The sequence below is a fragment of the Methylobacter sp. genome, from assembly GCF_030680395.1.
GTDB lineage: Bacteria > Pseudomonadota > Gammaproteobacteria > Methylococcales > Methylomonadaceae > Methylobacter_A.
On sequence record NZ_JAUXVR010000043.1, the window covers coordinates 1 to 18,295 of the forward strand.

General features: G+C 46.5%; 16 protein-coding genes and 1 pseudogene. 1 reads left to right on the plus strand and 16 read right to left on the minus strand.

Annotation, left to right across the window (positions count from 1 at the left end; translation table 11 throughout):
- Positions 1-466: pseudogene (locus Q8L79_RS17580) on the plus strand (two-component system response regulator); the annotation flags it as partial.
- A 173-nt stretch (positions 467-639) separates the two neighbouring features.
- Here the strand turns inward: Q8L79_RS17580 and Q8L79_RS17585 are convergent.
- From Q8L79_RS17585 to Q8L79_RS17660, 16 genes are all read right to left on the minus strand, one after another.
- On the minus strand, positions 640-1,704 hold the full coding sequence (locus Q8L79_RS17585; RefSeq protein ID WP_305273891.1) for an HD-GYP domain-containing protein: 1,065 nt from the start codon (positions 1,702-1,704) through the stop codon (positions 640-642).
- Between the two features lie 236 nt (positions 1,705-1,940).
- Positions 1,941-2,885: a PilZ domain-containing protein gene (locus Q8L79_RS17590; RefSeq protein ID WP_305273892.1), complete on the minus strand. Its 945-nt coding sequence runs from the start codon at positions 2,883-2,885 to the stop codon at positions 1,941-1,943.
- Positions 2,886-3,010: 125 nt separating this feature from the next.
- Positions 3,011-6,883, minus strand: a complete 3,873-nt coding sequence (gene purL / locus Q8L79_RS17595; RefSeq protein WP_305273894.1) for a phosphoribosylformylglycinamidine synthase — start codon at positions 6,881-6,883, stop codon at positions 3,011-3,013.
- Between the two features lie 94 nt (positions 6,884-6,977).
- Positions 6,978-7,622, minus strand: a complete 645-nt coding sequence (gene bamC / locus Q8L79_RS17600; RefSeq protein WP_305273897.1) for an outer membrane protein assembly factor BamC — start codon at positions 7,620-7,622, stop codon at positions 6,978-6,980.
- The gene (gene dapA / locus Q8L79_RS17605; RefSeq protein WP_305273899.1) at positions 7,619-8,551 is read right to left on the minus strand and encodes a 4-hydroxy-tetrahydrodipicolinate synthase; all 933 of its coding nucleotides are present in this window, start codon (positions 8,549-8,551) and stop codon (positions 7,619-7,621) included. The genes bamC and dapA overlap by 4 nt, the downstream gene beginning before the upstream one ends.
- A gap of 252 nt (positions 8,552-8,803) precedes the next feature.
- On the minus strand, positions 8,804-9,424 hold the full coding sequence (locus Q8L79_RS17610; protein WP_305273901.1) for an isoprenylcysteine carboxylmethyltransferase family protein: 621 nt from the start codon (positions 9,422-9,424) through the stop codon (positions 8,804-8,806).
- Between the two features lie 173 nt (positions 9,425-9,597).
- On the minus strand, positions 9,598-10,794 hold the full coding sequence (locus Q8L79_RS17615) for an AAA family ATPase (protein ID WP_305273902.1): 1,197 nt from the start codon (positions 10,792-10,794) through the stop codon (positions 9,598-9,600).
- A 149-nt stretch (positions 10,795-10,943) separates the two neighbouring features.
- Positions 10,944-11,444, minus strand: a complete 501-nt coding sequence (locus Q8L79_RS17620; protein WP_305273904.1) for a TadE/TadG family type IV pilus assembly protein — start codon at positions 11,442-11,444, stop codon at positions 10,944-10,946.
- Positions 11,441-11,875, minus strand: coding sequence for a TadE/TadG family type IV pilus assembly protein (locus tag Q8L79_RS17625; protein ID WP_305273906.1), 435 nt, complete (start codon positions 11,873-11,875; stop codon positions 11,441-11,443). Before Q8L79_RS17625 ends, Q8L79_RS17620 begins: the two co-directional genes overlap by 4 nt.
- Positions 11,872-13,044, minus strand: coding sequence for a TadE/TadG family type IV pilus assembly protein (locus Q8L79_RS17630; RefSeq protein WP_305273908.1), 1,173 nt, complete (start codon positions 13,042-13,044; stop codon positions 11,872-11,874). Before Q8L79_RS17630 ends, Q8L79_RS17625 begins: the two co-directional genes overlap by 4 nt.
- Positions 13,045-13,113: 69 nt before the next feature.
- Positions 13,114-13,425: a hypothetical protein gene (locus Q8L79_RS17635; RefSeq protein WP_305273910.1), complete on the minus strand. Its 312-nt coding sequence runs from the start codon at positions 13,423-13,425 to the stop codon at positions 13,114-13,116.
- Positions 13,425-15,014 carry a type II and III secretion system protein family protein gene (locus Q8L79_RS17640; RefSeq protein WP_305273911.1) on the minus strand — a complete coding sequence of 530 codons (1,590 nt, stop codon included), beginning with the start codon at positions 15,012-15,014 and terminating at the stop codon, positions 13,425-13,427. The genes Q8L79_RS17635 and Q8L79_RS17640 overlap by 1 nt, the downstream gene beginning before the upstream one ends.
- A 99-nt stretch (positions 15,015-15,113) precedes the next feature.
- Positions 15,114-15,389, minus strand: coding sequence for a hypothetical protein (locus Q8L79_RS17645; RefSeq protein WP_305273913.1), 276 nt, complete (start codon positions 15,387-15,389; stop codon positions 15,114-15,116).
- A gap of 194 nt (positions 15,390-15,583) precedes the next feature.
- On the minus strand, positions 15,584-16,330 hold the full coding sequence (cpaB, locus tag Q8L79_RS17650; protein ID WP_305273915.1) for a Flp pilus assembly protein CpaB: 747 nt from the start codon (positions 16,328-16,330) through the stop codon (positions 15,584-15,586).
- Between the two features lie 14 nt (positions 16,331-16,344).
- On the minus strand, positions 16,345-17,613 hold the full coding sequence (locus Q8L79_RS17655; RefSeq protein WP_305273917.1) for a hypothetical protein: 1,269 nt from the start codon (positions 17,611-17,613) through the stop codon (positions 16,345-16,347).
- A complete protein-coding gene (locus Q8L79_RS17660; protein WP_305273920.1) occupies positions 17,601-18,149 on the minus strand; it encodes a prepilin peptidase in 549 nt (182 codons plus the stop codon). The genes Q8L79_RS17655 and Q8L79_RS17660 overlap by 13 nt, the downstream gene beginning before the upstream one ends.
- Positions 18,150-18,295: the final 146 nt, after the last annotated feature.

Genomic DNA, 18,295 nt, shown 5'->3' on the forward strand with positions numbered 1-18,295 from the left:
GGGATCGCGCATTCTCAGCGTGGTCAGTGACTATATTGCCTTTCTTGATGGCTCAATGACAGGCACAGAACTGTTCGCCGACGCCGCACTCAGCCAATTAATGATTCGGAAAAACAGTTGTTATGATCCTGATGTTGTCGATGTTTTCATTAATGTGCTCAAAGGCGCAACCGTTGATGAACTCAAAGACGCCATCGCTAAATCGAAACTGCTCGCTGTGGCTACAGAACGATGGAGAAAAGGAGTCCTGCTTAATGCGCGCAATAAGGATGTCCATTCTCCCACGATTGTTGAAATTGCATTGCCGCAGCTGAAACTAGGCATGAGAGTGGATAGCATCTATTTTGGGAATGAGCCTTATATTAGGAATTGCATTGTCGATCAAACGATAATTGATAACGTCATCCGATTAACAAAAATCAACGGCAAATACCCCATCATTAAAATCTTCCTGAACGTGAAATAATTCATGCAAATCCGCTCCGGGCAGATTTGTGTTATTCGGTGCTGGCGAGGCTCAACCGGTCTCCCACAGAAAACCCCGCAGACTCACTTCATAAATGCTCAAAACTTGCCGCGTACTTGAAGCAGATGCATCGTTCTCCGCTGCGCTTAATATCCCCCTGCCGGTCAATTGAGTTATCCGTCATTCTCCGGCTCTGAAAACTGGTCACGAATATTAAGAATTTCAGGCAGTTGCTCCAAAAACACAGTCACCAGATCAGGATCAAAATGTGTACAGCGGTTTTCCTTGATCAGGTCAACGGCGGCCTCAACCGTCCACGCTTTTTTGTAGGGCCGCACCGAAGTCAGGGCATCGAATACATCAGCCAGCGCCGCAATGCGCCCCGTCAACGGAATAGCCTCACCGGACAGACCGTGGGGATAGCCGCTGCCGTCCCATTTTTCATGATGGCTAAGCGCAATTTCGCCGGCACACTTCATCAAATCGGAATCATCGCTTTCGAGAATATTGGCGCCGATGACAGCATGGGTCTTCATGATTTCCCATTCTTCGGATTCGAACTTGCCGGGCTTAAGCAGTATATGGTCAGGAATGCCGATTTTACCGATATCGTGCATGGGACTGGCATGCAGCATTAATTCGCAATCGGCCTCATCCCAACCGATGTTTTTTGCCAGCAAGGCCGAGATGTGGCTCATACGCAAAATATGGTTGCCGGTTTCGTTATCGCGATATTCGGCGGCGCGTCCCAACTGCTGTACAACCTGTAAGCGGGTGCGGCGCAGCTCGTCGGTGCGCGTCTGCACCATTTCGTCCAACACCGATTTTTGATCATAAAGCATACGATGCATCAATTGTGCATCAAGCATATTGCGCACTCGCGCCAGCAGCTCATTACAATAAAAAGGTTTGGTGATAAAATCGCGAGCACCTGAGTTAAGGGCTCGCAGCAAAAAATCCCGGCCATGCTGTGCAGTGAGTATCACTACGGGCGGAGATAGGGGGTCATTAAGCGCCTTAAGCTGTTCCATAACCTCGAAACCATCCAGATGAGGCATATTAATATCGAGCAAAATCAAGTCCGTACGCGCCTGCCGATAAATCTCCAGTACCTGTCTGGAATCCTGTACCAACACCAGATTACTATAGCCTTGAGTAGACAACATTTTATCCAGCAACTTCAGGTTTACCGACTCATCATCTACAATGAGAATACGGGCGCCCTCCTTTTTATACATGGTGTTTACCTTATATTTATCATCTGACCGGCCTTTTGTGATTGTAAATCAACACGTCACGTTTTCAAATTTTAACGCTTCTTTTTGATCTACGTAAATTCTGCTGCAAGTACAGAAATACAGGAGGTAGAGCACCAACAGTAGGCACTTTGGGCGGCGCTGGAGCAGTTGCCGAGAACAATACATGGAACAGGCATAATTACGTACCAAGTGACTACGGGAATTTAGTTGCGCCTTTACATACCAAAAAAAACGTAGCAAGTGATAGCGACTACGCCAATTACAGCTATCTTGAGTTTATTGATCAGAGACTGCTCCCGCCAATAAAACAGTACGCTTTCTTTCTGTTGCTCGCAGGCTGCAAACAGGCTGTTTTTACAACGCCGACAAAAAGGCGGCAGCACCCGCACCAAGCGATAAAGCGCATAGAGAACGGAAAACACTATAATATAAAAAACAATGACCTGAGTTTGGTGAAGATCAGTATGAAAAAGATGTTCGATGAGGTGATCAAGACCGGACTCGACAAACTCAAACACGATATGAATGATGTGGAGAATTAGCTCGAACAGGAAATGGACGAATTCGAACAATAAACCGAATACGACATCGGGCACAGCGATAACGGTAATGACAGCGGCCAGGATAACGCCGTTAACCCGATTTTGTAGCCCTCGCTTTTTATCCACATACTTGATCAACAATTTCCGGTCTTCATCTTTCATATTGACAAAATGAGCGCCGACAAAACAAGAATGCGGACTGTCGCTTGGGCTATCGTCTGATTGCAGGTTTTTGCAATAAACAACCTGGCTGTACGTCACGATCGCCGCCATACTGGATGCCAGCTGTATTTTGATGACAAGAATATCGCCTTCTTTCAGCGCATCTTCACAATTAAAAGCCATCCCGCTCGCACTGATATTAACGTGGCGGGTTTCACTTTCGTTAAATTGAGATTCCGGCGTCAGAATATCCGGCAAGTTTTTTGCCAGCTTCGGCAATGACGATGCCGAGTCTTGCGATATCTTTTCAGCATCTGTAGTTGATGAAGGGGTATTCGAAATATTCTCGAAAGTAGAGTATGGTTCGGTCAGCAGTTTTTCATCTATTTTCTGGTAAAACAGATTAACTTCATCATAAATTCGAAAAAAAACTCTCCGATTTTTATTTTTCGTCATGTCGACCTTACCCATAATCTACAACCTCTACACTTTATATTGTCAGGATTTGATTATACTTATCACACTTCAGACATATCTGAGCCTGATTATTTTATTGCATCCTGGCTTGGTTGAAGACACGTTTAGCCTACCCAGACTCTGGCGTTTCTGAATAGTCGCATCCACGCGCCATATTCATCCCAGTCATCCGGGCGCCATGAGTTTTGCAGGGTTCTAAAGCAGCGCTCCGGATGCGGCATCATAATGGTAAAGCGCCCGTCCGTGGTGGTCAGTCCGGTAATACCGAACGGCGAACCATTGGGATTGGCAGGAAATTCCGTGGTTAATTCGCCATAGTTATCGACATAACATAAGGCAACCGCGCCCGCTTCAAGCGCAACTGCCGGATCTATGGCAAATTCTGCGCGCCCTTCTCCATGCGCAATGGCGACCGGCATTCTGGAACCTTCCATACCGGCAAACAGGATGGAAGGCGATTTTTGCACTTCAACCAAGGCCACCCGCGCTTCGAATTGTTCCGAGGTGTTGCGCATGAATCGCGGCCAATGTTCGGCGCCGGGAATGATGTCTTTCAACCCCGACATCATCTGGCAACCGTTACAAACACCTAAACCGAAAGTATCCGGACGTTGGAAAAATGCGGCAAATTCATCCCGGCAGCGCGGATTGAACAGGATGGATTTTGCCCAGCCGCCGCCTGCGCCCAATACGTCGCCATAAGAAAAGCCGCCGCAAGCAACCAGGCCGGTAAAATCAGCCAAACTCACCCGACCGTGAATAATATCGCTCATGTGCACATCGATGCTGGTAAACCCGGCGCGATCGAATGCCGCCGCCATTTCTACATGGCCGTTAACGCCCTGCTCGCGCAGTATGGCGACTTTGGGTCTTGCTGCGTTTTTAAACAGCGCTGTCACATCGTCGTTAACATCAAACGTCAATGCAACATTCAAGCCGGGATCTTCATCATCGGCGATGCGTTCGAACTGTTGCTGCGCACATTCCGGGTTATCGCGCAAAGCCTGCATCTTGTAACTGAGTTCAGACCAAATGCCCTGCAGTTCGGCCCGACCGGCGGAATAAACAACCTCCCCCAAATGGCGAACGGTCAGCAGCTGTTCTTCCATGACTTTGCCTATGACATAAATGCAATCGATCAGGCCTGATTGTGTTAACAACTCCACGACGTCCTTACAATCGCTCTGGCGCACTTGCAAAACCGCGCCCAGTTCCTCATTAAACAATGCCGCCAGCACATCATCGCCTAAGCTGTCGAGCGTCAAAGTCACGCCCAATCTGCCGGCGAACATCATCTCCGCCACTGTTGCCAGCAAACCACCATCGGAACGGTCATGATAGCTAAGCAGTTTACCTTGGCCGTTAAGTGTTTGTATCGCATCGAAGAAGGCTTTCAACAGACCTGCTTCATCCAGGTCGGGGCAGTCATTGCCGAGCTGGTTGTAAACTTGCGCCAGCACCGAGCCGCCCAAACGATTTTTACCGGCGCCCAAATCGATCAGGATCAAGGCGCTGTCTTCATCCGGCACACAGCGCAATTGCGGAGTCAGGGTAAGAGTAATATCGGCAACAGGCGCAAACGCGGTAATCACCAACGACAATGGCGCGGTCATGATCTTTTCAGCAGAATCATCTTTCCACACGGTTTTCATCGACAAGGAATCCTTGCCTACCGGTATTGCGATACCCAGCGCCGGACACAATTCCATGCCCACCGCTTTGACCGTATCGAACAATGCCGCGTCTTCGCCTTGATAACCTGCTGCGGCCATCCAGTTTGCTGACAGTTTGATTTTCTTCAGGGAATCTATGTTGGCGGCGGCAATATTGGTAATGGCCTCGCCTATCGCCATACGACCGGATGCCGGTGCGTCAATAACCGCAATCGGCGAACGTTCGCCCATCGCCATCGCCTCACCGGTCACCGCATAAAATCCCGATGCAGTGACTGCAACATCGGCCACCGGTGTTTGCCAGGGGCCGACCATTTGATCCCGCGCGACCAATCCGGTTACCGAGCGGTCGCCGATATGAATCAAAAAGCTTTTATCGGCAACGGCGGGAAATGACAAGACGCGCTTGACCGCCTCGTCCAGCGTGATGCCGCTAACATCCAGCGCTTGGGTATTGGGTTGAACGTGCTCGACATTGCGGTGCAGCTTGGGCGACTTGCCGAATAATACCGACATCGGAATATCGACCGGCTTGTCGCCCAACAACTCGTCGCCGAGCGTTAGGTGCTCTTCTTCGGTCGCTTCGCCGATCACCGCAAACAGGCAATGTTCGCGCTCGCAAAAAGCGGTAAATAGTTCCAACGATTCCGGTTTAATCGCAACCACATAACGTTCCTGCGCTTCGTTGCACCAGATTTGCATCGGCGACATGCCTTTATCGGCATTATGCACATTGCGCAATTCAAAGCGGCCGCCGCGATCGCAATCATGGATGATTTCCGGCACCGCGTTGGACAAACCACCCGCGCCAATATCATGAATGGAGACTATTGGCGTATCGTTGCCCATGGCATTGCAGTGATTAATGACTTCCTGACAACGGCGTTCCATTTCGGGGTTTTCCCGTTGTACCGAGGCAAAATCGAGATCTTCCGAGCCTTCGCCGGAAGCCTGCGATGAAGCGGCACTGCCGCCCAACCCGATTAGCATGGCCGGACCGCCTAGGATGATGATTAACGAACCGGCGGGGATCGGGTGTTTGTCGACCAACATCGGTCGTATGTTACCCATGCCGCCTGCGATCATGATGGGTTTGTGATAGCCCCGAAATTCATTGTCCTTACCCGGCACGGATTGCTCAAAGCTGCGAAAATAACCGGCCAGGTTGGGCCTGCCGAATTCATTATTAAAGGCTGCGCCGCCGAGCGGACCTTCCAGCATGATGGTTAACGCCGAGGCGATACGTTCCGGCTTGCCGTTATCCGCTTCCCAAGGCTGCGGAAAGCCTGGGATTTTCAAATGCGATACGGAAAAACCGGTTAAACCGGCTTTGGGCGAAGAACCACGGCCGGTCGCGCCTTCGTCGCGAATCTCACCGCCGGAACCGGTTGCCGCTCCGGGATAAGGCGAGATGGCCGTAGGATGATTATGGGTTTCCACTTTCATCAGCAAATGCGCGTCTTCTTCAGTATAGGCATATTCACCGGTCTGGGGATTGCGCAAAAAAACCTGCGTAGTTGAACCCATCGCTACCGAGGCATTATCGCTGTAGGCCGACAAGATACCTTCCGGACTTTTTTCCGCAGTATTGCGGATCATTTTGAATAAGGTCTGCGCCTGCTCTATGCCGTCAATCGTCCAGTCGGCGTTAAAAATCTTGTGTCGGCAATGCTCCGAATTGGCCTGGGCAAACATCATCAATTCAACATCGGTCGGATTTCTGCCCAAAGTTTGAAAGCTTTCGGTCAGATAATCGATTTCGTCATCGGACAAGGCCAAACCCAATTCCGTATTAGCGCTAACCAGCGCATCACGGCCTTGCTCGATAACAGCAATGCTCTGCAACGGTTTAGGGGAATGTTGAATGAACAGTTCCGGTTCGATATTGCCTACCAAAACGCTTTGTGTCATACGGTCATGGAGTAACGCTTTTACGGAAGCCGATAAAGGCTGATTGACATCCAGCGTGTACTCAATACCCCGCTCGATCCGATTAACCTCGGATAATCCGCAGCGCTGGGCAATCTCTGTCGCCTTGCTGGACCAGGGTGAAATCGTACCCGAGCGCGGCACAACCAGTAAATGCTCCCCCTGAATATCAGAGCCGGATAGCGTCGTGGAACCGTAAGCCAGCAACTGCTTTAAAATCCCGGTTTGGCTATCATCCAAGTTATTCTCAATATCCACAAAGTGAATAAACCGTGCTGAGACAGCTTTGATAGCAGGATCTACGGCCTGAAGTTCGGCCAGCAATTTGTTAATGCGAAAGTCGGAAAGCGCGGAAGTTCCAGAGATTTTTAACATGTAAAAAAAAGATTCAAGATAAAAGGTAAAAGGCGAAAGGCGAAAGACGAAACAGCTTTTTTAGCCTTTCGTCTTTCGCCTTTCGCCTCATAAATTACTTAGCCAAATCGGACTTAATAGTGTCATGCAAAAGTGTCAACAAACTTAAACTCGTCGCGTCAGCCACCGGCTTTTGTTCTTTGTCCATGATAATAACATCGGTTTGCTGGTCGTTTTCTACCAATTTAAGAACGTACTCTTGTTCAGTGATTTCAAATCCTGTGAATAAAAAAACGACCTCATCCCAAATAGACCCGTCTTCCACTTCCTTTTTGTTCGGGTCATATTGAACATGAAACAGCCCTTCTTCCTGATTGCGATTAGTCACTTCAATAGACTTTCTGCTTAATGCTTTACCCACCATACGCCATGCTATTGTTGAGGGCGCACCGATACGTAATCGCTTTGTTCCCTGATCAGCATCAACCAAATCAACCTGAATTAATTTCCGGTCTACAGTCGGAACTGGTTCGGTTGACGGGACAGTGGTGGCAACATCAGCTGCTTCAGCGGCCTGAGCGGCGGCGGGAGCGTTTGCGATTGAACCGCCTGCAAGATCAGGCGGTATGGTCAGCGGTGGGATTTCAGTCGTAAACTGATAATCTTTTTCTTTATCCGGGAATAAATTCTTTATGGTGCTGCAGGCCGATACATTGACCAATGCAGCAACGATAATGAACGACCTGATTTTAGTTTTCATGACGCGTTCGACTGCATGGACGCAGAAGGTAGCGCAACGCAGGGGTCGTTGCCGGAAATAACTTCGGCCTGCCGCATTGCGTCACGAACCGCATCAAAGCAATCTTCCGTTAACCAGGTTAAAGGTAAACGTATGCCCTTACCCATCAAACCCATTTCAGCAACCGCCCATTTGACCGGGATCGGGTTAGACTGAATAAACAGGTTTTTGTGTAACGCGGCCAGTTTTTTGTCGATGGCTAAAGAGGTTTCTTCATCGCCCGCAATCGCCAGCATAATCATTTCATGTACCAGTTTTGGCGCGACATTACCGGTTACAGTAATGCTGCCGTTGCCACCCAGCAGGCAAAACTCGCGACTGGTCGCATCGTCGCCGGTATAGATTGCAAAATCATCACCGGCCAAATTACGAATTGTTTTAACTCTGGACAGGTCACCGGTCGCCTCTTTAACGCCGACGATGTTCTTGATATGAGACAGGCGGCCAACGGTTTCGGGCAGCATGTCGCAAGCGGTGCGTCCGGGTACGTTGTATAAAATCTGGGGAATATCGACGGCTTCGCTAATAGCCTTGTAATGCAGGTATAAGCCTTCCTGAGTAGGCTTATTGTAATAAGGGGTCACGATCAGACAGGCATCGGCGCCGGCTTCTTTGGCCAAGCGGGTCAGGGTAATCGCTTCGGTAGTCGAGTTTGCGCCGGTTCCGGCAATCACCGGAATTCTGCCCCCGACATACTCGACAATAGACTTGATAACGTCGCAATGCTCATGCTCATCCAGCGTCGCCGACTCGCCTGTAGTACCGACGGCAACAAGGGCATCCGTCCCTTCTGCTATGTGAAATTCCACTAACCTTTTTAAGCTCTCCTTATCCACCGCACCGCGTTCATCCATCGGTGTTATTAAAGCTACGATACTACCTTGAATCATGAAGTCTCTCGATCAGAATTAATGCTGTTACAAAATTGAAACCATTATAACAAGCAAATAACTAAAACTCAGCCTGATACGCAATTTTACTCATATTTAGCAAAAAAACGCTCCGGTTCTTATCGAATCATGAGCCTAACCTGATTTTTAGATGCTCCCATAAAGTATGTTTTGATTTTTTCACGTTTGCCAAGAAGATTTATATAGCAGGGATTGCAGTACGGTGAATCAATCCTGGATGGCAATACGACGCTAAAATATGTACGGGATAAGCCGGTAATGCACTTTAAGCATATATTCACAATAAAGAGGGTCAAGAGCGATATGTTTCTCTTCCCGAAATATTCTTATACATAAAAAAACCATAGCTATCAGATAAACAAGAACATTTGCAAGTGTTGTGTTTGTCAACACATAGCCGAGGAATACCAGGCAATAGCTGGCATAGAGCGGATGGCGCACGATGCGATACATCCAGCCTGTCTTGATTTCACGCTTTGCAGCAACGAGTGCAAAACTGCGATTAAGGGAAATGATGCTCAATATCTGAAAAAACGCACCTGCAATAATCGCGATATTTGCCAAGGGAAGTATTCCCCACAATGCCGGCCGAAAAAACAGCGGCGTAAAAGTTCCACCAATTGCAATTATCCAGTCAAGAGGATTGACTGAAATAGTCTTTGGCCTGCTTCGAAAAAGATAGAAAGTGACAACCAGTGTTTCGGAAAAACAAAACAATAACAATGACCACTGATGTGTTTTTAAAAATCCCAGCATATGCGCATAAGCAAAGATCCCCCAGATTACGGCAAGAAAAATCCCACTGCACACATTGACGCGTTTCGACTGTAGTGCTTCTGCTAATGTACTCATATTGATGTACTCTCTAATAGATACTTTAAAATCAAGATTGATCCCCGATAAAAACTTAATTCTAGCGACCACCCAATGTAGCACGCGGTTGGATTGCAAAAGATGCCTCTACAGTAGATGCGCTTTACGGCTGTATTGAGCAGTATGCGGACTACAGTGCCAACCGATCAGCATTATGATAAAAAAGTTCTAAAACGGCTGAGCAGATGTTTTCTTTCACTTTCAAGCTCAATGTTCCCCAGATTTTTGGCAAGCGCCTTTAGATCATGGGCAATCTTTGAATTAGCCGATGACTCGCATAGCGGAACTCCCAGATTTGATGCGCCGGCAACCCGTTCATAATCATTGGCAATCATATAAACCTTGTCGTGATTAACCATGTTTTTTAAATCATCTACTCGCAAACTATTTTTGGGATCATATCGATTAGCCACAATTGATATTCTATCCAAAGGGATATCCAGGTCTTTATTTAATATTTGAACTAATCTGCGTCCATCCCTGAATTGAGCCAGGCTCTGCTGAATAACCAGCGTAATCTGATCCGCTTGTTCCATAATCATGCTTGATACAGGATCGATGAGTCTTGGCAAATCAACAATTATTTGACTGTAATTAATTTGCAGCAATTCCAGCATCGTCTTTAAACTGGAAACATTAATCTCTCCGGGCAGTAAAATATCCGATGGCGATGGCAATAACAGGCTCAAATTATCATTATATTTCGACATATATGCCTCTAATGAAATCGAATCCAAATCCTCTATCGCATTTAATGCTTCCGTAATTGTATATTTAGAGATTTTATCGAAATTAAGCCCAATTGAACCAAATTGAAAATCAAGATCAACCAATGCCACTTTTAAGTCGGTATCTTTTGATAAAATATAAGCTATATTACTGGCTATAAAACTGGCGCCGCTGCCTCCTTTAGTATTAATAATCGCATTTAAGCGCTTAACATTTCCATTGCTGCAAAAATGCGTTATATTTTTTTTAATATTGCAAAATACGCGATCCAATTTATCTTGATAATCATTATAATCGATGAATTCTTTAACCCCGGCGCGGATTGCCTGACTTAATAATTCAATATTTTTCTGATCCCCGATAATGATAATGGAAGCTTTCTTGCCGTTAATATCATTCAGGACCTGCAACTCTTTCAAGCCATTTTCGGTTAAATTTATAATGACAATGCTGTTCTCGTCCTGGGTATGTTTACTGATGGAATCAATTATTGACCCGCTACAGATTACCTTACTTTTAATGTCGCCCGAGTAAGAAAGAATATTGAACTGTTTTTTAAGAACAAGCTCATCAGCGCCGATTAATACCAAATTTATTTTGTTTTCAGTTATTTTATTCATCTGTTATCTTCTTAAAAAAATAAATTTAAATAATGCCAAAAAGAGTAACTATTAGAACCGCCTTAATTTGCAAAATTCAGGAAGACAATAAACTAAATGGTTACCCTAACTAATTGAGTAATGAGACGTCAAAAACATACAAACAATCTTTAAAAGCTACAATCGGGCGCCTCCACATCTTCACCCGGATAGGTAGGCACAGCGCCCAGGCTTTCAGTGTTCAAGGTGGTCTTGAATTCTGGAGACGTTACCGAACTGCCCCAGAGCGGAATCATTAAAGTGTGCGTATAACCAGTGATACTTACCTCGGTAAACTTTGCCTGCGTTGGATCGGTAGTCGAGGTCTTAACCCCCGCAGGATCAACATAGAAATAACTTACAGCCACCATGTCAAGCGTCAAACCAGGAATAATCGTCTCTCCTAAGCCAGTAACAGCATGTTTAAAAATGGCAGCCTGCTTTGGAACATCGCTCCCAACGGGGCAAATAACCGCCATCCTCGCGCCTCTGCGGGTTGCTTCCGTCAAGGCATTCCAGACAAACATAGCCCGGCTGAACTCGATGATGGCAAACAGGACTGCAAAGAACAGTAATGCAATCATGGCAAATTCAACGGTTTCAGCGCCTTTCTGTTTATGTTTGTTTATCATTGGGCGAACCTCATTACGCTACTGGCTCTGAGCTCCATAGGCTCGCCGGACAAATTGAGAAACGCTATAACAGCGCCGACCAATATCCAGTCTGCCGGATATCTTGCTGATACGGCGATATGCCCGGAAGCGGCAGATGGCAGAGGGTCTAAAACTAATTTAGCCTGACATTCCGGTACAATCTGTGCGCCAGCTCCCCCAATATCCCCGGAACAAATCAGATTTTTAACTTGAGCATTAGTCAAGGCAATGTTTGGATTAGTAGAGACATCAGACAGATAGCGGGCAGCATCTTGTACTGACTTGGTCACAGCGTTCAGCCGATAAAACATAGTCCCTAATTCAGACACCATAAATATCAGCATTAACAGCACCGGCAGTATCATGGCAAACTCTACGGTTGAAGTACCTTTTTGTTTAATGATGTTCATGAGTCTTTACTCTCGTAGCTTTTAAATAATACGATTTTATAAGGGCCATTCAATACAGGATTTTTGGGATCCCATGCACCAGTCTGTGGACAAGAACCAATAAACTGAATAGTGACATCAAACGGTGAACCATGTGGCGCATGTTTGGTTAAAAAAATGCACCCTACTCCAACTTTGGGTAAATCCGTAGAACCATTCTGAATGCCTCTGCAATCGCCAATTGGCACTGCCATTACCCTAAAACCACTTCCGCCATCGCTCAGGTAATCTTGATAAGATGTTGACCCCGTATAGTCCTCTGATGAGCCACCGTCATTATCAACTCTGTAGTTAACTCCATCAGCAACTGGTCCCCATGTTCTTCCGCTCTTAGTATCTAGGGGATCCAAGTTATTAATTGCACATGTGTTTAATGCCCCTCCTTTTAATATAGTATTGATATCATTTCCTCCCTGAGCGCCTGGCAAATTCAGAAGATTAAAATTTCCAGCTTCTACATCAGCATCTGCACAATTATTATTCTTACAAAAAAACTGTTCTACGCTACTTACAGCGCCTATTTCATAGCCATAACAATCCAGACTGCCATCACCGTTAGAGTCATTTGTACAATCAGGGTCTTCAGGAACCGGATTATCTTTGTCAGCAGGCATATCAGCGCACAACAAAAAAGGGGAGAGATTGCAATTCTGTCCTGTCGGACCGGCAGTAGCAATGGCCGGAATCGGTATGTCATTACTAAATTGGTTAAAAATCCTTATTAACACCGGAGTCACATTCAACATGTTTGTTGATGTGACTCTAACAAACGCAAAAGAGTCTGCAGCAGCATTAAAGCTCCCCCAAGGATTTAATGTTTTGGAATAGTCAAATACCAGATCATTCGCCACCAAGCCCACCAATTCATCATTACCTGAGCCGGCTATGAACTTGTTAAACGTCGCTTTCCCTGCATCCGTTGCCGGCCCTGTGCCATTTTTGATATTCTTGTTAATGGCTATCGCCGCGCTTAATGCGGTGGCATCAAGCGCATTTTGCAAACGCGTTTTATTGACAAACACATGCCCAAAATCCAAAGCCAACCCCATAATAAGCAACAATATCGGCAAGGCAATGGTCACGGCTACAACAACGACACCCCGCTGTTTCTTTGTACAATTTATTCTCATTATCCTTCTCCTGCTAACTGTCGAGTCAGCATGTCTGAGCCCCGGCATTAACCACGCCAAAGCCTATATCTAATCAGATCCGACATTCTTCACGTCAAAGCTTGCGCCTTGCTTGGCCTTATCCAGCCTATCGGAAGCGCCCTCCCGATAGGCCCTGATAACGGCTTGTGATTTTTGCCCATCCAGCCCCAGGATAGGGGTATCATCCTGACCATGCTCGGGATACAAAGTCTGGTTTTTAATCATATTGTTGACTGCATGACCGAAATTTTGTTCGGTAACGACCGGATGGGAGTTCCACTCGGCACAGCCTGTCATCAGGGTTAAAAACAATATGCCAGCCACTGCCTGTTTGATATTTTCTTTATTTAACGTTTGCATTATTGACCTCCTTCCATTAATTGCTGACCATAGTCGCCATCGAGACCGCCTTTATTGCTGATCGGATTGGCATCATTTTGTACCCAACGGTTTCTGGTCTTTCTTGATTCGGTTCTGCCCAACACATAAAAATCAACATCATCCGGTGCAACAAAACTATCGGTCGGCAATTGCGCATTTTGCGCCAGTACCGGTTTAGCCAGACGGGGGGTAACGAAAATCACCAGTTCCGTCTGCTGATTCAGGAATTTTGAACTCCTAAATAACGCCCCCAACCCGGGTATATCGCCCAGCCCCGGAAACTTGTTCACATTCTCGCGCAATTTATCGCTGATTAACCCGGCAATACTCATGGTTTGTCCGTCCGCCAATTCCAGCGTACTGCTTGCTTCCCGTTTGGTCAGCGATGGTATGGCAAACTGGGTATTGGTATCGCCAGCCTGAGCAATAACAGCGGCATCCTCGGATAGTTCGCTGACACTGACATTCATGTTCAGATTGATTCGCCCGGAATCGAGCACCACCGGGACAAATTTCAAGCCAATACCGAATTCTTTAAATACAACAGTAATTGACCCGTTACTTATCCCGCCTTGCGGTACCGGAACGGGAAATTCTCCGCCTGAAATAAAGGTTGCCGGTTGCCCTGATAACGTCGTTAACGTGGGCTGGGCCAGAATTTTCGCCAATTGCTGATCATTGGCCGCATCAATGGTCAGATTAAACATGGCTGTCCCGCTGATCGCCTGTAAAAACAGGGCGCCGGCGTCAAAACTATGGTTATTAAGCAAGCCGCCAATACCCACTGAATTTAAACTCCCACCCCCGTTAATAGCCCCGACCGAAAAGGCATCAGAGGTTGATAACGCGCCAAATTTAACATTCAGACCTTTGATCAACTTCCGGTCAATCTCGGCTACTTTTACATCCAGCATGACCTGCTGCGCGCCGCCGACACTCATCAAATTTATAACCGACGGAGTTGCACTTTTGCTGGGGTCGACTTCTGGCTGGGCCGTATTTGTTGTTACATTAGTGCTGCCGGAGCCTCCGGGACTCCCGCTACCGCCCGCACTAAGGGCCGTTGAAGACCCTAAATAACCTTGCGCCAGATCAATTGCCGCCTGCATATTAGCCAAGGTGCTGACTTCGCCGCTTAACACGATATTTTTCTGCGATGAGCGGACCGCTATATTTTCATTAGGAAGTAATTCATTGAGCTTGGCTTTTACTGAATCCAGGTCATGCGTCACTTCAATATCCAGGATTTGCACAACTTTCTGGTTCTCTCCCCACAGGTACAAATTCGTGGTGCCTATTGATTTTCCACGGATTAATATCTGGTTCGGCGGCATAAAACTGGTCTCCGCCGCCTCCGTGTCCACCGGAAAATCCGCAATAGCTGAATTGCCTTGCGATATTTCAACGATTCTTTTGTCCAGCGTAATCAGCCTGGATTTGTTTAACCCAACCTGCACATTGACAGATTTAATGTCTGCACTACTCATCGCAACAACCGAATGATGTGCAACACATAACGCGATAAATGAGAAAATACAGAGTAATTTTTTATTAATTTTATGGTTCATGGCTAACTCATCTGATAATAACAAGCATTAATTTATTATTTAATTTGGCTATCAACTTGCTGCAACATGCGGGGATACTTCAATCGCCTATGGACGGCTTTAGTTCCTTACAAGAGTAGGTTGAAAGTGAATCATTAAACAGCCGTCATGAGTGGACGAAACAAGGATAATGTCCCCGTATTCAGGATGTCTAACGCACTTGGCCGCAATCATCCCGGCGTGAACAACTCGTTCAATTTCATCGTAAATATCTTCGGATATTTCTACATATTGCATTATTGAGAGGGGGGTTATCTTTGCCTCTTTCATTAAGAAAGCCCCCGGTAAATTAAATGAAAGATGAGTATCAGATAGTGCTATTTTGTTTTTGTTCATGCCATATCCCCTTCTTCTTACTTATTGAAATTCAAATCTGACACACTAAAGGTAAGCTGTCCCACAGTGAAGAAAGCGGAGGGTGAAAAACCTACACTTAAATATGCCTCTACAAAGACAACAAATTCAAATAATCGGCATTGCTGTCGCGCCTCAAATCGATAATTCTTAAGATTTCTTGTTTAGAGCCCACTTCACAGCCATGGAATTATCTTTAGTACCCGTTTTCTACTTCTTACTTTTTCAACCAGTTTCGGTTGTACTTCTGCCAAGATGACAGCCGTGTCTTCTACTACGCTATCCAGCGGGTTCCTTAAGGTCAGTTGTATCGTTCCTTCCTGCATGGCCTGTACCATTATCTCGGCCTGATCCGGCTTTAACTCCAGCGTAACCGCCCTGACGATGGCCGGCTTTTCTTTTTCCTGAGAAGCTTCCTGATCCACCGCCAATACTTTGATATTCTGCAACAGCGTCTGCGTAGTGGCCTTATTTGTCGTCCGATCCTTTTTTGTAGACAGAATATCGATCTTGTTCCCAGGCAAAATAAATCCTGCCACACCAACCACGTCGTCCACCCGCACCGAAATAGCGCGATACTCTTTGGCAATCAATGCGGAAAGCGTACTGCCGCCCAAATACTCTGAAACTCTTTTTTCCGTGATGATTTCGTCAGGATAGAATTTGTTCATCGCAACCTTGTTGACGACTTGTTCTTTTGACGTATAAGCGCCTTGCGGCGGAGCTGAGTTGCCCGGCCAGGCGATGAGCTTAATCTGGGATTCTTCAAGCTTGACGCCAAAAGGGATTTCGACTGCAGCGACAACAACAGACATTGCCGTATCGGGCACCGCCCGGCCTTGTATCCAACGATTGGCGACCCAGGCTGCAAGCAAAGACAGCAGCAATGCAATACTCAGCATAATAATAAAACGTCTGTTCATTTTGTTACCCTTCCTTATATTTCAATAAAATAGGTGTCCCACGCGAGCCTGATATTTTCCTGACTTAGACGACCCCGGTTATTTTTAAATGCAGCCATATCGAGTCCTAAGCCAATCAAATCCCGAGGTTGACACGGTAAAAAAGGCCGTTTTGTTCGATCATACAATTCGAAAACGCAATCCAGTACGCCGTCCTCAACCGTTACCGCCCGATCCCGACACACATCCCCCCAGATCAGGGTGAATTGTTCCTTAGTAATGTCAGTGAAATGTATTTTGTAGCCCAAACGCCTTAGATAAGCCTCATCTGCCAATTCCAGCGGATGTAAATTGGATGAGAACACCAATACGGTATCAAACGGCACCGGGAAATGCTGACCTGTTCCCACCGTCAAATAATCGAGGTGCTCTTCCATCGGCACAATCCAGCGGTTTAACAATTCAATGGGAGGCATGCGCTGCCGCCCCATATCGTCAACGATATAAATGCCATTGTTGGTTTTTAACTGGATGGGCGCGTGGTTTAACCGGGTGACAGGGTCGTAACGCAATTCGAGCCTGTCCATAGTCAACTCGCCGCCGCTGATAGCAACCGGGCGCTCGCATAAAATCAAGCGTTGATCGGTGCGGGTTTCAAAGTGATAACCGACTTTCTCGCTGATTTGATAAACCGGTACATGAATCAAAGGATCAAAAAACTGGATGATTTCCCTGCCCACAGCAATAGCATAGGGTAGGTGAACCGGACCGCCTAGACATCGCGCCAGACGCTTGCAAATATAGGTCTTGCCGCTACCCGCCGGGCCATAAATCATGATGGCCCGGCCGGAATGCAATGCAGGCCCCAGCTGATCAAACAAATGGTCTTCTATCACGACATCGGCAAAAGCGTCCTTTAGTTGTTCTTTGCTTACCGTGCAATTGAACACGGATTGCGCTTCAACCAACTGTCTGTAATGCTCAATCGTAATCGGGGCGCGGCCAATGTAGCCGCTTCTCAAATAGGCGTTTTTCGCTTCGGCACGGCCTAACTCGGTTAACTGGTAACGCACTCCGGCGCTATTTTCTTTTGCAGCCAACACCTCAATTCGGGAGTCTTTGCGCAAGGTAGCCAAGATTCCTTCCAGCAGGTTTCCTGTCAATGCCATCCTGTCGGCCAACTGATGCAAATCCAGTACGCCGCCGTCATAAAAATGCTTTAGCGTCAAATCAAGCAATAACTCGGCATCGAGAGCGGTCTCGTCAATCGTGCGGGGTTGTTTAATGAGTTCTAATAGAGACATAAATTTGCCATAAATCCTGAGTTGTAAAGTGCCGGATATAAAACATAACAGGTAGCGAGTGCGATAGCCGGTGCCAGAGGCAATCGGCTACTTGCTGCATCTGATTGGTCCGGTTTCTGATAAGCCAATACTCCCGTAAACAAACCATAAATAAGAGTCCGCAACCTGCACAACAGCTTAACCAGATCCCCTTTCACCACTATAAAAAGTATGGCCATTACAAACATTGCCATGTAGCTATAAAAGACCAAGTCCAGCACCTGATTAATACCTACTACCGATCCTATCGCTGCCATGAGTTTCACGTCGCCAGCCCCCATGCCGCCGAAAACATAGCTCGGTAACATCAGCAAAAAACCGGCAAGCAGGCCAAAGCCGCTATCCCGAACGCCTAACCCTTCAGCGGAAAAAATATTCCAGCCCAACCCCAACACAACAATAACCAATGAAGTCCAGTTAGGTATTTTTTGTAGGGCCGCATCGTAAATCGCTGCAATCAATACAAATGCAATTAATATTAAGTAAATAATAATCATAAACCGGCCATAAGGTTATTAATTAAGGTTTAACGGCCAAACTTAAAAACAATAGCCATTAATAATATATGCCTTGCTATACTGCTATTGTAATAATACATAAATATCCAATAATTCAGCGGCTTCGTTGCCTGTTTTTTAAAATA